Source organism: Pseudomonas boreofloridensis, from assembly GCF_030580795.1.
GTDB classification, from domain to species: Bacteria; Pseudomonadota; Gammaproteobacteria; order Pseudomonadales; family Pseudomonadaceae; genus Aquipseudomonas; species Aquipseudomonas boreofloridensis.
This window is the reverse complement of record NZ_JAUQOQ010000029.1, coordinates 1-15,247: the sequence shown is the minus strand read 5'-3', so window position 1 is coordinate 15,247 and position 15,247 is coordinate 1. Positions and strand designations below refer to the sequence as shown.

Here is a 15,247-nt window from a genome sequence, read left to right as displayed (position 1 = left end):
TACTATACCGTGGCTTGCCGACCTGACGAGAGTTTCCCATGCCTGTTCTGCCCTGGTCCGCCATCGACACCGTCCTGCTGGACATGGACGGCACCCTGCTCGACCTGCACTACGACAATCGCTTCTGGCTCGACCACCTGCCCCAGCGCTACGCCGAGTTGCACGGCGTGAGCCGGGCCATGGCCGAACTGGAACTGCGCCCGCTGTTCGAGCAGCATGCGGGCACGCTGAATTGGTATTGCCTGGATTTCTGGAGCCGCGAATTGCGCCTGCCGATCCGTGAGCTCAAGCGCGAAATCGCCGACCTGATCGCCCTGCGCCCGGACGCCGACACCTTCCTGGCCGCGCTGCGCCAGGCCGGCAAGCGCGTGGTGATGATCACCAATGCCCACCGCGACTCGCTGTCGCTCAAGCTCGAACGCATCGAGCTGGCGCCCTACTTCGAGCGGATGATCAGCTCCCACGACTACGGCTACCCGAAAGAGAGCCCGCAGTTCTGGGACGCCCTGCGCGCCGACATCGACTTCGAGCCAGCGCGCAGCCTGTTCATCGACGACACCTTGTCGATCCTGCGCAGCGCAGGCCGGTTCGGCGTCGGCCATCTGCTCGCCGTGCGCCAGCCCGACAGCCGCGCAGCACGACGCGACACGCAGGAATTCGCTGCAGTCGAGGATTATCGGGCGTTGTTGCAGGGCCTGTGACGGACGCTTCGCGGGCGACCCCGCGAAGACCACCGCGCGCGGCTCAGTCGGGAATGCGCAGCACCTGCCCTGGATAGATCTTGTTCGGGTCCGACAGCATCGGCTTGTTGGCCTCGAAGATCTTCTGGTACTTGTTGGCGTCGCCATACACCCGCTTGGAGATGGCACTGAGCGTATCGCCCTTCTCCACCGTGACGAACCGCGCCGCCTTGTCGGCCGCACCGCTGACGGTGATCTGGTCCTCCACCGAGGCCACACCTTCAATGTTGCCCGCCGCCAGGATGATCTTCTCCTTCTCTTCCTGGCTCGCCACTTCGCCCTTGAGAATGACTTTGTCGCCCTCGACCGAGGCCGTGATGTTCGGATTGCCCAGCCCCACGTTTTGCACATGCTTCTTCAACTGTTCCTCGGCATTGGCATTGCCAGGGGTCAGCAGATCGATCAACTTCTCGCCGGCTTCCTTGACGAAACTGAACAGGCTCATGACGTGCTCCTTATGTAGATGAGTGCTCGGAACGGTTCAGTCTAGGCGAGGAATTCCCTGGGCGCCTGCTGCGACCAATCGACGCGGCCTATCACGGTATAGAACCTAACGATTAGACGCCGCACAGCGACTGGCACTAGGCTTGTATGCGTATACCAGCCGCCGGTGATCCGTCCCGATGAACAGCAAGCCTCCGGTCTGCGCGGCCTCAACACCCCTGTCCCTGCCCGCCGCCAGCAACACCTACGACTATGCCCAGTTGTCCGACCAGACGGGCGAGCGTACGCCGCTGGCCGAAGAAGTCGCCCTGGCCATCGTCTACAACGGCCTGAACCAGGCGGTGATGCTGGTCAGCCCGACCGACCTGGAAGACTTCGCCGTCGGCTTCAGCATCGGCAGCGGCATCGTCGCCAACCTCGAAGACATCTACGACGTCAAGCTCTCCGGCAGCGGCTCGGCGTTGTACGCCGATGTCGAAATCTCCAGCCGCGCATTCTGGAACCTCAAGGACCAGCGCCGCCAGCTGGCCGGCACCAGCGGTTGCGGCCTGTGTGGCGTCGAAGCCCTGGAGCAGGCCTTGCCAGCGCTGCAACGCCTGCCCGGCGCGCCGCTGCCGCCGGTGCAGTGGCTGGACGATCTGCGCCGACGCATCGACGCCTTCCAGCCGCTCGGCCAGCACTGTGGCGCGGTGCATGCCGCGCTGTTCATGGACCGCACCGGTGAACTGCTGCTGGGCCGTGAAGACATTGGTCGACACAACGCCCTGGACAAGTTGATCGGCGCCCTGCTGCGCCAGCGCATCGACACCCAGGGCGGCCTGGCCATCGTCACCAGCCGCTGCAGCCTGGAATTGATCCAGAAAGTCCTGCGCGCCGGCATCCAGACCCTGGTCAGTCTTTCTGCGCCCACAGGCCTTGCCCTGCAGTGGGCGCGCCAGCACAACCTCAACCTCATCCATCTGCCCAAACACAGCGCACCGCGGGTGTTCAGCCCCGCGGCGGAGTCGTAAAGCCGTGACCTCCTACGAGAAAGTTCCAGACAACGCCCCTGCTTCCAGCCCTCGCTACAAGCCCTACCACGGCGCCGCCGGTGGCTGGGGCGCGTTGCGCAGCGTGGCCAAGGCCTGGGTCGGCAGCGACAACGCGCTGAAGAACATTCGCGCCCTGCTCAAGACCAACCAGCATGGCGGCTTCGACTGCCCCGGCTGCGCCTGGGGCGATTCGCCGGAAAGCGGCATGGTCAAGTTCTGCGAGAACGGCGCCAAGGCGGTCAACTGGGAAGCGACCAAGCGCCGCGTGGACGCCGCCTTCTTCGCCCGCTACAGCGTCAGCGCACTGCTCGAGCAGAGCGACTACTGGCTGGAATACCAGGGCCGACTGACCGAGCCGATGGTCTACGAGCCAGCCAGCGACCGTTACCGGCCAATCGACTGGGACGCCGCCTTCGCGCTGATCGCCGAACACCTCAAGGCGCTGGAGTCGCCGGATCAGGCCGAGTTCTACACCTCCGGGCGCGCCAGCAACGAGGCCGCCTACCTGTACCAATTGTTCGTGCGCGCCTACGGCACCAACAACTTCCCCGACTGCTCGAACATGTGCCATGAGGCCAGCGGCGTGGCCTTGGGCCAGAGCGTCGGCGTGGGCAAGGGCACCGTCACCTACGACGATTTCGAGCATGCCGACGCGATTTTCGTGCTCGGCCAGAACCCCGGCACCAACCACCCGCGCATGCTCGATCCGCTGCGTGATGCGGTCAAGCGCGGCGCCCAGGTGGTCTGCGTCAACCCGCTCAAGGAGCGTGGCCTGGAGCGCTTCCAACACCCGCAGCACCCGCTGGAAATGCTGCTCAACAGCGACCGCCCGACCAACACCGCGTTCTTCCGCCCGGCCCTGGGTGGTGACATGGCGCTGCTGCGCGGCATGGCCAAATTCCTCCTGCAATGGGAACGCGAGGCCCAGGCCAAGGGCGAGCCAGCGATCTTCGACCACGCCTTCATCGCCGAGCATGGCCAGGGCGTGGACGAGTACCTGGCCGTGGTCGAGGCCACGCCGTGGGCGCAGATCGTCGAGCAGTCAGGCCTGACGCTTGACGATATCGAGCTGTCAGCGCGCATGTACTGCAAGGGCAAGCGCGTGATCATGTGCTGGGCCATGGGTATCACCCAGCACCGCCACTCGGTGCCGACCATCCAGGAAATCGTCAACCTGATGCTGCTGCGCGGCAACATCGGCAAGCCGGGCGCTGGCCTGTGCCCGGTGCGTGGCCACAGCAACGTGCAGGGCGACCGCACCATGGGCATCAACGAGCGCCCACCGGTGGCCCTGCTCGATGCCATCGAACGGCGCTTCAACTTCCCGGTCCCGCGCAGCAACGGCCACAACACGGTCGAGGCGATCCACGCCATGCTCGAAGGTCGGGCCAAGGTGTTCATCGGCCTGGGCGGCAACTTCGCCCAGGCGACGCCCGACACCGAGCGCACCGCCCAGGCGCTGCGCAACTGCGCACTGACCGTGCACATCAGCACCAAGCTCAACCGCAGCCACCTGATCCACGGCCAGCAGGCGCTGATCCTGCCATGCCTGGGGCGCACCGACATCGACATGCAAGGCGAAGGCCCACAAGCGGTGACGGTGGAAGACTCGTTCAGCATGGTTCACCCCTCCAACGGCCAGTTGCGCCCCCTGTCGCGGCAGATGCGTTCCGAGCCTGCGGTGATCGCCGGCATCGCCGCCGCCACGCTGGGCAGCCATCCGGTGGACTGGAACTGGATGGTGGCCGACTACGACCGCATCCGCGACCTGATCGCCGACACCATTCCCGGCTTCACCGATTTCAACCAGCGCCTGCACCAGCCGGGTGGTTTCTACCTGGGCAACAGCGCCGGCGAACGGCAGTGGAAGACCACCACCGGACGCGCCAACTTCAGGGCCAACCTGCTGCCGGACAGCCTGCTCGACGAGCGCGTACGCGCCAGCGGCCAACTGCCGGACCTGATCCTGCAATCGATGCGCTCGCACGATCAGTACAACACCACCATCTATGGCCTGGACGACCGTTATCGCGGCGTGCGCGGCCAGCGCGAGGTGCTGTTCGCCAACGAGGCCGACATCATCCGCCTGGGCTTCAAACCGGGGCAGAAGGTCGACATCGTGTCGCTGTGGGGCGATGAGCACGTGCGCCGTGTGCACGGTTTCACCCTGCTGGCCTTCGATATTCCGGCAGGCCAGGCGGCGGCTTACTACCCTGAGGTGAACCCGCTGGTGCCGCTGGAGAGCATCGGCGACGGCAGCCACACGCCGACGTCGAAGTTCATCGCCATCCGGCTGGAAGCCGCACGCGAAAACGGCCAGATCATTCGCGTGGCCTGACCTGCGCGCTATCGACGGCGGCCGCGCTGTCCTCATGGGTCGCGCGGCCGCCTCGTTTCAGAAGCGATCCAGACGATAGGCTGCCATTTCCGGGCCAGCGGCTTCATCGGCCAAACGGCCCACCCACTCGGCCGTCAGCGCGGCCTGGGTCAGGCCCAGGTGCTGGTGCCCGAAAGCCAGCAACACGCGGCCCGCGCATGCTCGGTCGATCACCGGCAGCGAATCGGGCAGCGAGGGCCGCATGCCCATCCACGGAGTCGCCCCTTCGGCAGACAACTCACGCTGGAACAGGCCTTGGCTCAACCGATGCAGTTGCCAGGCGCGCGGCAGGTTGGGCGGCGCCTGCAATCCGGCGAATTCCACCGTGCCCGCCAGCCGCAGCCCGCCCTCCATGGGCGTCATGATGAAGCGGCGCTCCCAGGACGTGACCGCCACGGGCAGGCGCTGCCGCTCGTTCGGCAACATCAGGTGATAACCGCGTTCGGTGTCCAACGGCACCCGCTGGCCGGTCAATGCCTGCGTCAGGTGAGCCGAATGGGCACCGCAGCAGATCAGTACCTGTCGGGCCGCAATCCTGCCGTGGTCGCCGCTCAACTGGACCTGCTCGGCGTGCACCTGTCCACCTTGGACCTCGGCCTGGACGAAGCGCACGCCGTGGGCCAGGGCCGCGTCGAACAGCGCACGGAGCAGCCGATACGGATCGACGAAATGTCCGGTGTTGGGGAAGAACAAGCCACCGAGCAGCCTGTCGCTCAACTGCGGCGCCGTCTCGTGCAAGCGCTCGGCCGACCACAGGTCCACCGGCACGCCCTGCGCCTGCATGCGCGTGCGCAGGGCGACCAAGGGTTGCAGCGACTCGGGCCGCTCGTACACCAGCAACGAGCCATCGCCCTGGAACAGCTCGCCCTGCCCGATCGAGGCCAGCAATCGCTGCCACGCCGACAGACTGCCTTCGTTGAGCCGACGCAGGCCGGCCACCGTGCGCTGGTAGGGTGCCGGACGCAGGTTGAGCAACAGCCGGGCGAACCACGGCAGCGCCTTAGGCAGGTATTTCCAGTCCAGGCGCAGCGGGCCCATCGGGTCCAGCAGCATGCCCGGCAGGCGCTTGCAGATCGACCAGTCGGCGATGGGAAACACCTGCTCGCTGGCCAGGTGCCCGGCGTTGCCATACGAGGCCCCCATGCCCGGCGGCTGACGATCGATCAACATCACCCGGCGACCCTGGCGGGCCAGTTGCAGGGCGCAGGCGACCCCGATGATGCCTGCCCCCACCACCGCGATATCGGTATCCAGCGGCTGATCCATGCTCACGCTTCCCGTCTGCCGTCGAGCAAGCGCCCCAGCCTCAGTGGATTGCCCTGCTGCAACGCCTGGGGGAGCAAGGCATCGGGCACATCCTGGTAGCACACCGGGCGCAGGAAGCGCAGGATCGCGGCGCTGCCCACTGAGCTGGTGCGGGCATCGGAGGTGGCCGGGAACGGCCCGCCATGGACCATGGCATCGCAGACTTCCACGCCGGTCGGCCAGCCGTTGACCAGAATCCGCCCGGCCTTGCGCTCCAGCACCGGCAACAGGCGGCGGGCACTGTCGATATCGGCCGCGTCCAGATGCAGCGTGGCGGTCAACTGCCCCTCCAGACGTTCGGCCACTTGATGCACTTGCCGATCGTCACGGCACACCACCAGCAACGACGCCGCGCCGAATACCTCGTGCGCGAGTCCAGGGTCGGCCAGGAACGCGTCAGCCTGGGTGACGTACAGCTGGGCCTGGCCCTGATTCGGCCCCTCCCCGGCCAGCCCACTGGCGACGGCCTGCACCTGGGGATGGGCGCGCAACCGGCCGACGCCGGTCTCATAGGCCTGATGGATAGCCGGGGTCAGCATGGTCTGCGCTGCGACTTGACGCAATTGCGCACTGGCCGCGTCGATGAAGCGCTGCACGTCGGGGCCTTGACGGGCGATGACCAGGCCGGGGTTGGTGCAGAACTGCCCGGCGCCTTGGGTCACGGAGGCGACGAAACCCTGTGCCAGCGCGTCGGCCCGTGCGCCTAATGCCGCTTCGAACAGGAACACCGGATTGATCGAACTCATCTCGGCGTACACCGGGATAGGCTCCGAACGCGCCTGGGCCGCCCGGCACAGGGCGATGCCCGCGGTGCGCGATCCGGTGAAACCGACCGCCTTGATGCGCGGGTCGCTGACCAGCGCGATGCCCACCTCATGCCCCGCGCCATAGAGCAGCGAAAAGGTGCCCTCCGGCAGCCCGCAATCGCTCACCGCCTGCGCCAGCGCACGGCCCACCAGCTCGCTGGTGCCTGGATGGGCGCCATGGGCCTTGACCACCACCGGGCACCCGGCAGCCAACGCCGAGGCGGTGTCGCCACCGGCGACCGAGAAGGCCAGGGGGAAGTTACTGGCGCCGAACACTGCCACCGGACCGAGTGCCACCTGGCGCTGGCGCAGGTCCGGACGCGGCAACGGTTGGCGCTCGGGCAGGGCCGGATCGATCCGCACGTCCAGCCATTCGCCGGCGCGTACCACGCGGGCGAACAGGCGCAGTTGCTGGCAGGTGCGCCCGCGCTCACCCTGAATGCGCGCCTCGGGCAGGCCGGTTTCGGCGACGGCGCGTTCGACCAGCTCATCGCCCAGCGCTTCAATGCCATTGGCGATGGCGTCGAGAAACAGCGCCCGTTGCTCGAGCGTGGTTTCCCGATAGGTGTCGAACGCAGCCTCGGCCAGCGCGCAGGCCTGGGCCACCTGCTCGCGGCTGGCGCCGGGATAGGCCGGCTCCAGAGGCTGGGCCGTGGCTGGGTTGATGGCGTGAACGGCAGCGCCGACGCCGGGTGTCGAGGTCTGGCCGAGCAGCAGGTTACCGGTGAGCCTCATGACGTCTCCTGAACATTCAATGAAGGGGAAAACGGGCCGCGAGGCAGCCCAGGGTGGGCTCAGGCGAGGTTCTGCTCGGCCGACCAGTTGGCGTACCAGGTGCGGAACAGCGCGTACTGCTGTTCGGCGTAGTGACGCTGGGCGACGCTCAGTTCATCGCTTTCGTTGAAGTGCAGGCTGTACTCGCGGTCGCCGTTGAGCACCATCAGGTGCTTGTAATACAGCACTAGGTCGCAGCCCTCGTCGAACGACGAAAGCACGGCCAGCGCCGACTCCAGTTCACGGGCCTGGCGACGGGCACGGGCGTCGCCCTTGGCGGCTGCACGGCTGAGACTGACCAACTGCAGGACTTCGCGAGGCAAGGCATTGCCGATGCCGGTAATGGCACCCGTGGCGTTGCAGTTGACGAAGCCATGCACCACCTGGGTGTCGACACCGACCATCAGCGTCACCTGGTCATCCTGGGACGTGATGTGTTCGGCGGCATAACGCAGGTCGGCACCGCCGCCGAACTCCTTGAAGCCGATCAGGTTGGGGAACGCGCGGCGCAGTTCGAAGAACAGCTCGGCGCGGGTGGCGAAGCCGTAGTAAGGACTGTTGTAGATCACCGCCGGCAGCGCCGGTGCGGCCGCCAGAATGGCCGAGAAGTGATGTTTCTGGGCGGTCGGCGAGGCGCCGCGGCTCAGCACCCGGGGAATGACCATCAGGCCAGCGGCGCCGACCTTCGCCGCGTGGGCAGCATGGGAAACCGCCTCGCGGGTGTTCACCGCGCCCGTGCCGACGATGGTGGGAATACCCGCAGCCACCAGACGCGCCACCCCTTCCTGGCGTTCGGCTTCGGTCAGCAGCGGCCAGTCGCCCATGGAGCCGCAGTAGACCACGGCGCTCATGCCCGCCTCGATCAGCGCCTGGCCCTTGCGCACCAGCGCGTCGAAGTCGGGTGTACGGTCGGCAGTGCAGGGGGTCATCAGCGCGGGCATGGTGCCGCTGAAAATGTTGTCGGTCATTGTGATTGCTCCTGAGGCTGTTCAGTGGAAGAAGAAACCGGGGTCAGATGCCCCAGGCGAACGGGTCGTGCTCGTCGATCAGCAGGGTGCTGTCGGCGGTGAGGTAGGCGCGGCCGGTGATGAACGGGCGAATACCCTCGCCATGCGGCTCGTAGCGGCCGTGGAACTGGCTGCCGGTGATGCTGGCCTGGGTCCAGACCTGGCCGGGCTGCAGCTTGCCGTCCGCCGCCAGGCAGGCCAGCTTGGCGCTGGTGCCAGTGCCGCAGGGCGAGCGGTCGTAGGCCTTGCCGGGGCACATCACGAAGTTGCGGCTGTCGGCATGGGGGTCGTCGGCGAACAGCTCGACATGGTCGATGGGCGCGCCCTGCTCGCCGGTGATGCCCTGCGCCTGCAGCGCTTCGAGCATCGTCCAGGTGTAGGCGGTCAACGCCTCGCGGTTGTCCAGTTCCAGACGCTGACCATGCTCGGAAACCAGGAAGAACCAGTTGCCGCCCCAGGCGACGTCGCCGTGCACCACGCCATGCCCCGGCACCGTCACCGCCACCTGGCGGCGATAACGGTAGGACGGCACGTTGCCGACGGTGATGGCACCGTCCTCGTGCAAGGTGGCGCTGACCTGGCCGACCGGCGTGTCGATCCTGTGCAGACCTGTGCCAATCAGGCCCAGGTACTGCAACGAGGCGATCAGGCCGATGGTGCCGTGGCCGCACATGTTCAGGTAGCCGGTGTTGTTGAAGAAGATCACCCCGCAGGTGGCGTCAGGCGATACCGGCGGGCAGTACAGCGCGCCGACCAGCACGTCGTTGCCGCGCGGTTCGAGCAGGCAGGCGCGGCGCCAGTGATCGTGCCGTTCGCGCAACTCGTCGCGCTGCTCGGCCAGGCTGCGCCCGTGCAAGGCGGGAAAGCCTTGCATGACCAGGCGGGTCGGTTCGCCGCCGGTGTGGGAATCGATGATGTGGAGTCGTTTCATGGGCAAGGTCCGTGGCGAAGGTCAGGAGAACGCAGCGGCGGCCGGCGGGCCGGTGACGGTGTCGGCAGCGCTTTCGCTTTCGTCATCGCCCTCCAGGCGCACCAGGGCGGCCGGCACGCCGGTGGCGGCGCCCCAGTAGTAGATTCCCAGCGCACAGACAGCGACGACGACGGTGTCCAGCGGGTGGCCGAGCACCCCCAGGCCGCCGAAGCTGCCCAGCCACGACAACAGCAAGGTGATCGCGTAGAAGCCGATCAGCCAGGCCGAGGCGCGCACCTGCTGAGCCAGCGACAGGTGCTCGGTGGGGACGAAACGGCGGCACAGCAGGTACAGCACGAACATCGCGATCTGCAGCGTCAGCAGCCAGGACACCGTGCTCCAGCCGGACCAGTAGACGATCAGCGCCGCGATGATGAATGACAGCGGGCCGAGCACCGCCATGCCCTTGACCCGGAACGGGCGTGGCATCTGCGGAGCGCTGCGACGCAGCGCGGCCACGCTCACCGGTGCCACGGCATAGCTGAGCACCAGCGCCGCCGAGACCACGTTGATCAGCGCTTCCCACGACGGGAAAGGCAGGGTCCAGAACACCGACAGCGCGAAGGTCAGCCACAGGGCCGGACGCGGGATGCCGGACTGTGCGTCGATGCGGGTGAAGTAGCGGAAGAAGGTGCCGGTCTGCGCCCAGCCGTAGATCACCCGGGGCGTGGCGTTCATGTAGATGTTGCCGCAGCCGCTGGGCGAGATCACGGCGTCGGCCACCACCAGGTAGGCCAGCCAACCTACGCCCAGGGCCAGGGCGATGTCGCGGTACGGCAGCGCCAGTTCGCGGGTGATCCCGGCCCAGCCGTTGGTCAGCATCTCGGTCGGTACGCTGCCTAGAAAGGCCAATTGCAGCAGGGCATAGATGGCCGTGGACAGCAGCACCGACAGAATCAGGGCGATGGGGATGGTGCGCTGGGGATTCTTCACTTCGCTGGCCACCGAGATGATCGGGGTCAGGCCCAGGTAAGCGAAGATGATGCCTCCGGCCGACACCGCCATTTCCACACCGGAGAGGCCGAACGGCGCGAATCCCTGGACCTCGAAGTTGGCGGGCTTGAAGAAGGTGAACAGCACGCCGATGACCAGCAGCGGCACGATGAACTTGAACACGCTGATCAGGTTGTTGGCTTTGGCGAAGGTTTTCACGCTGCGGTAATTGAGCCAGAAGAACAGCGCGAGCAAGGCGAACTGCACCAGCCAGCCCAACACGGTGGGATCGCTGGAAGCGGTCTTGGTCAATCCCGGGAACCAGGCAGCGGCGTACTGGCGTGAGGCAACCACTTCGATGGCGATCAGGCTGGAGAAGGCGATCAGGGTGATGAAGCCCATCAGGTAACCCAGCAGCGGGCCGTGGGAATACACCGGATAGCGCACCACGCCGCCCGCCCGTGGCAGGGCGGCGCCCAGCTCGCAATAGACGATGCCCAACAGCAGCACGGCGAAACCACCCAGCAGCCAGGAGAAAATCCCGGCTGGGCCGGCGATGGCCGAGACATGGCTGGCAGCGAACAGCCAGCCGGAGCCGAAAATCGCGCCGAGGCCGATGAACGTGAGGTCCAGCAGGGATAACTGTTTCTTGAATTTGCCTGACATGGTTGCGCCTTGTTGTTGGTTATTGGATAGGCAGGTCTGATGTCACCCGAGGCGGCTAGGCGCCGCGATCGTGCTGAACGCAGGGCGGTGTTGCGCAGTAACAGAGTGAACCGAGCGCGGGCTGGCTTCTTGATGGTTTTCGGCAGATGCAATGACGATATCGGCACAGTCGGCTGAAACGCTGGCGTGCCAGGGCGGGCCACGGCTAGGCTGTCGATCGCACCTCGACAGCTCTGCGTGCTTCAGGCGAATGCCCGAGCAGGCCGGGTGCGGCCCTTTTGTTCAACCAAGAATCGACCGATGAACGATCTGCCACTGGCCACCCTGTACCAGTCTCTCGAGCAGTCCCGCCCGGCCACCTTGGAGGCCTTGCTGGCGGGCGTGTCGCTGCTGCTGCCGATCCTCGACGCCATCCCCAACGCTGCGATCTTCATCAAGGATCCGGCAGCACGTTATGTGCTGGCCAACAGCACCTTGGTGCAGCGTTGCGGCTTGAGGCGCCTGCAGCCACTGCTGGGCAAGACCAGCGCCGAGGTGTTCCCGGCGCAGTTGGGACCGGGCTATACCGAGCAGGACCGGCGGGTGTTGCAGGAGGGTCGGGTGCTGGAGGACCAGTTGGAGCTGCACCTGTACGGCAGCCGCGAGCCGGGCTGGTGCCTGACCCACAAGCGCCCGCTCTACAATCATCTGGACGAGATCATCGGCCTGGTGGGCATTTCGGTCGACCTGCAGGCCGCTGCCGACCGCCACCCCGCCTACCGACGCCTGGCGGCGGTGGACGAGCATATCCGCAGGCACTTCCATCAGCCGATCAGCCTGCGCGAGCTGACCCACATCGCTGGGATCTCCGTGGCCCAACTGGAGCGCTACTGCAAACGGGTGTTCCACCTGACACCGCGGCAGATGATCCACAAGGCGCGATTGGAGCAGGCGCATCGGCTGTTGCTGAGCGACAGGCCGATCACCGAGGTGGCGATGGCGTGCGGCTACACCGATCACAGCGCCTTCAGTCGTCAGTTCAAGCAACTGACCGGCTTCACCCCACGCCAGTATCGTCAGGCCACCTCGCGCAGCGCAGGCGACGCAGTGCCGAATCGGTGCTGAACGAGGCACGTGAAGTAATCTAGGACTGCCGAAAAAGCACAAAGTTTCATACACAAATCAACAACTTAGAAGATTGTGTACAACTCGTGCCAATCGTCGGATTTTCGTTGCCAGCCCCTCCTTCGAGCGGCAAATTCCGCCTCGTCATCCCTATGAGGCTCTGTTGATGAAGAAGTACTCCTCGATTCTGTTGTTGTCTCTCGGCCTGCTCAGCGGCGCTGCCATGGCCGGCGGTACCACCGAAGCCGGCGTTGGCGGCGCATTGGGCGGGGTACTCGGCTCGGTGGTCGGCCAGTCCATCGGCGGCAACACCGGCTCGGCCATTGGTGCGGGCTTGGGTGGTGCAGCGGGCAGCGCCGTCGGCGCCGACAAACGCCAGCGCGGTGAAGCGGCCATTGGCGGCGCACTGGGCGCAGCGGGCGGTAACGTGGTGGGTCGCCAGTTGGGCGGCAGCACCGGCAGCCTGGTGGGCGCAGCGGCCGGCGGCGGCGCCGGTGGCGCGTTGGGCAACTACATGGGCAATCGCGCCGACCAGGACGATCGCCGCTACCGCCGCGACGACCGTCGCCACTGGGACCACGGCCCTCGTGATCGCCACTACGGCCACCGCAAGCACGGGCGCCACGGTCGGCACTGATACACGCCACGCCCTACGCCTGACACCTAAGGCCTCGCCCTCACCCGGCGAGGTCTTTGCGTTTGGGCAAATGACAGGGCTTAGGGGCCTCCCCGATATGGAGGCCGAGAGTCACTGGATATGATTTCCCATCCGCCATCAGAACACGGGACGCAGGGAATGCGCACGAGCATCGTCGATCCAACATGCCAGCCCGGCCCCGGGAGGCCCTAGGATGACGGACGCCACCTGCCCTCCAGCGCTGGACCAGGCCTGCTTCGAGCGTATCCGTCAGCGGGTCTGCCAGGCCACGGGCTATCGCCTGGCCGACGAGCGCCGCGCGGTGGTCGCCAGTCGCCTGCAATCGCGCCTGCAACACCACGGCCTGACCAGCTTCGACGCCTATCTCGAGCGTGTCGACGAACAGCCTGCCGAACAGGCGTTGCTGTTGAGCCTGCTGATCGCCCGCGACACCTATTTTTTCCGCGAACACCGCCACTTCGAGCATCTGTTTCGCTGGCTGCCGAGCCTGGATCATCCACCGCGTCTGTGGAGCGCCGCCTGCGCCAGTGGCGAGGAAGCCTGGAGCCTGGCCATGGTGGCCGACCAGAGCGTACCGACCGGCTGGGAAGTCCTGGCCAGCGACTACGACAGTGGCTTGCTGCAACAGGCCGCCAGTGGCCGCTACGACTTGTCCCAGGCACGCTATTTCCCCCCCGGCTGGATGAGCCGCTACTGCCTGTGTGGTGCCGAGCCACCTGCCAGTCGTCTACAGATCGCCTCCGGTCTGCGGGAGCGAGTACGCTTCGAGCACATCAATCTGATCCAGCCATTGCCGGATGGTCTGGGTGAGTTCGACGCGATCCTGCTGCGCAATTTGCTCGCGGGTTTCGACCAGCGATGCAAGGCCGATGTGCTGCTGCGCCTGATGCCCCACCTGCGCCCCGGCGGGCTGCTGATGATCGGTCACAGCGAAAGCATCCACGGCCTGGACCTGCCACTGCGGCCGATACTGCCGTCAGTGTTCGAACGCTTATGATGAACAGCACTGCCGCATCGAACGGCAGACAAGGACTGGTCGCGCTCCCGCGCGGCAGTGCGCTTGTGGATCGAGCAGGCCTGCCGCCCCCCTTCCCTTGCGAAACAGGCCTTGACCCATGCCTTGCCGAATCCTGCTTGCCGACGACTCGCCCCTTTTCCGCGCCGGCCTGCGCGCCCTGCTCGAACAGAAGAAGGAATACGCCGTCGTAGCCGACACCAGCGATGCCATGAGCGCCGTGGCCCTGGCGGAAAAGCTGCGGCCGGAAATCGTCGTGCTGGACATGAACAGCGACACCCTGAACCGCCAGCAAGTGCTGCAAGAGCTGTTCATCCGCGTACCGGGCAGCCGCGTGCTGATGCTGTCGACGCGCTCGGAGCTGGAGCATGTGATGAACTGCCTGCAGCTCGGCGCACAGGGTTTCCTGCTCAAAAGCGCCACGGTCTGCGAATTCGAACAGGCCTTGCAGACCTTGCGCAGTGGCGGTCAGTACTTGTCATCGACGGTGCTGCCGATGGTCATCGGCCAGGCCCTCAAGCACAACCGCAAGCGCCCGGCCAGCCCCGCACAGGCCCCGCTGACCCCACGCCAACTGGAGATCCTGCGCCTGATCGCGCGGGGCGAAAGCACCCGTTCGATCGCCGATGGCCTGGGCCTGAGCGTCAAGACCGTCGAAGCCCATCGCTCGCAGATCATGCACCGCCTGCAGATCCACGATGTCCCCGGACTGGTGCTGTTCGCCGTCCGCGAGGGCATCATCTGCCTCAACGATTGAGCGACAACCCGGCCAGGATCAATTGCAGGGTTTCGGGCAGCGGTGCAGCACGGCCCGTGGCGCGCTCGACGAACACTTGCACCACTCGGCCCATCGCGCAGGCTTCTGACTCACCCGGACGATACAGTGCCAGACGGAACTCGACGGTGCTGCCACCCAGGCGCGAGACACCCAGCGCCACTTCGAGCACATCGGGGAAGCCTGGCAAGGCGAAGAAATCGGCCGCCGAACTGACCACCAACGCCGCCAGCTCGCCTTCACGCAGGTCGAGTTCGGCCTGCTCGACCAGAAAAGCCTGGATGGCGGTTTCGAACAGGGCATGCACGGTGGAGCCGGCCATGTGGCCGTTGTGGTCGTTGTCCTGCGGGCGGGTGAGGATGGGGTGGAAATGCGAGAAGGCACTGCGCTGGATGGACTCGGTCATGGGGTATCCAAAGCGGGTGGCGGGAAAACAAGCTTCCCACATTTGCCCGAAGACACTCCAGAGGCACGCGCAGCGCCCTCGCCAGTCACAAAAAAGCCGCCCCGAGGGGCGTAATGCTGTTCACTTAAAGAATGCTGGGTCCGCTTCGCGGCCCTTTCGCGGCACAAGGCCGCTCCCACAAAGTCCGCGCAAACCCTGAAACATGGGGCTGTACGGACCCTGTGGGAGCGGCCTTG

14 protein-coding genes are annotated in these 15,247 nt (G+C 66.1%); 7 read left to right on the top strand and 7 right to left on the bottom strand.

From position 1 onward, the window contains the following. Window positions 1-38 precede the first annotated feature (38 nt). The gene (gene yrfG / locus Q6A47_RS21960) at window positions 39-701 is read left to right on the top strand and encodes a GMP/IMP nucleotidase (RefSeq protein ID WP_304485375.1); all 663 of its coding nucleotides are present in this window, start codon (window positions 39-41) and stop codon (window positions 699-701) included. Between the two features lie 43 nt (window positions 702-744). Here yrfG and lysM read toward each other — a convergent pair whose 3' ends face one another. Then, the gene (gene lysM, locus Q6A47_RS21955; protein ID WP_304485374.1) at window positions 745-1,185 is read right to left on the bottom strand and encodes a peptidoglycan-binding protein LysM; all 441 of its coding nucleotides are present in this window, start codon (window positions 1,183-1,185) and stop codon (window positions 745-747) included. Window positions 1,186-1,363: 178 nt separating this feature from the next. On the opposite strand from lysM, the gene fdhD reads away from it, so the two are divergent. Both fdhD and Q6A47_RS21945 read left to right on the top strand, forming a co-directional pair. Continuing rightward, window positions 1,364-2,194 (top strand): formate dehydrogenase accessory sulfurtransferase FdhD, encoded by an 831-nt coding sequence (gene fdhD / locus Q6A47_RS21950; protein WP_304485373.1) that lies wholly within the window; start codon window positions 1,364-1,366, stop codon window positions 2,192-2,194. 4 nt (window positions 2,195-2,198) lie between these two features. Then, window positions 2,199-4,553, top strand: a complete 2,355-nt coding sequence (locus Q6A47_RS21945) for an FdhF/YdeP family oxidoreductase (protein ID WP_295481216.1) — start codon at window positions 2,199-2,201, stop codon at window positions 4,551-4,553. A 57-nt stretch (window positions 4,554-4,610) separates the two neighbouring features. Here the strand turns inward: Q6A47_RS21945 and Q6A47_RS21940 are convergent, their stop codons facing one another. The 5 genes from Q6A47_RS21940 to Q6A47_RS21920 are packed head-to-tail and all read right to left on the bottom strand — an operon-like array spanning window position 4,611 to window position 11,053. Continuing rightward, the gene (locus Q6A47_RS21940) at window positions 4,611-5,858 is read right to left on the bottom strand and encodes an NAD(P)/FAD-dependent oxidoreductase (protein WP_304485372.1); all 1,248 of its coding nucleotides are present in this window, start codon (window positions 5,856-5,858) and stop codon (window positions 4,611-4,613) included. A 2-nt stretch (window positions 5,859-5,860) separates the two neighbouring features. Continuing rightward, on the bottom strand, window positions 5,861-7,438 hold the full coding sequence (locus Q6A47_RS21935) for an aldehyde dehydrogenase (NADP(+)) (RefSeq protein ID WP_304485371.1): 1,578 nt from the start codon (window positions 7,436-7,438) through the stop codon (window positions 5,861-5,863). 59 nt (window positions 7,439-7,497) lie between these two features. Then, on the bottom strand, window positions 7,498-8,445 hold the full coding sequence (locus Q6A47_RS21930; RefSeq protein ID WP_116889674.1) for a dihydrodipicolinate synthase family protein: 948 nt from the start codon (window positions 8,443-8,445) through the stop codon (window positions 7,498-7,500). A 43-nt stretch (window positions 8,446-8,488) separates the two neighbouring features. Next, window positions 8,489-9,415: a 4-hydroxyproline epimerase gene (locus tag Q6A47_RS21925; protein WP_304485370.1), complete on the bottom strand. Its 927-nt coding sequence runs from the start codon at window positions 9,413-9,415 to the stop codon at window positions 8,489-8,491. 21 nt (window positions 9,416-9,436) lie between these two features. Beyond that, a complete protein-coding gene (locus tag Q6A47_RS21920) occupies window positions 9,437-11,053 on the bottom strand; it encodes an APC family permease (protein ID WP_304485369.1) in 1,617 nt (538 codons plus the stop codon). Window positions 11,054-11,353: 300 nt separating this feature from the next. Between Q6A47_RS21920 and Q6A47_RS21915 the strand changes: the two genes are divergently transcribed. From Q6A47_RS21915 to Q6A47_RS21900, 4 genes are all read left to right on the top strand, one after another. Further along, window positions 11,354-12,157: an AraC family transcriptional regulator gene (locus tag Q6A47_RS21915; RefSeq protein WP_304485368.1), complete on the top strand. Its 804-nt coding sequence runs from the start codon at window positions 11,354-11,356 to the stop codon at window positions 12,155-12,157. Window positions 12,158-12,323: 166 nt separating this feature from the next. Then, entirely contained in the window at window positions 12,324-12,794 is a 471-nt protein-coding gene (locus tag Q6A47_RS21910; protein WP_039581397.1) for a YMGG-like glycine zipper-containing protein, read from the top strand. Between the two features lie 214 nt (window positions 12,795-13,008). Continuing rightward, window positions 13,009-13,812 (top strand): CheR family methyltransferase, encoded by an 804-nt coding sequence (locus Q6A47_RS21905; RefSeq protein WP_304485367.1) that lies wholly within the window; start codon window positions 13,009-13,011, stop codon window positions 13,810-13,812. 118 nt (window positions 13,813-13,930) lie between these two features. Continuing rightward, window positions 13,931-14,587, top strand: coding sequence for a response regulator (locus tag Q6A47_RS21900; RefSeq protein ID WP_304485366.1), 657 nt, complete (start codon window positions 13,931-13,933; stop codon window positions 14,585-14,587). Here the strand turns inward: Q6A47_RS21900 and Q6A47_RS21895 are convergent. Further along, window positions 14,577-15,011, bottom strand: a complete 435-nt coding sequence (locus tag Q6A47_RS21895) for an acyl-CoA thioesterase (RefSeq protein ID WP_029612856.1) — start codon at window positions 15,009-15,011, stop codon at window positions 14,577-14,579. The two genes, Q6A47_RS21900 and Q6A47_RS21895, sit on opposite strands and share 11 nt — an antisense overlap. Window positions 15,012-15,247 lie beyond the last annotated feature (236 nt).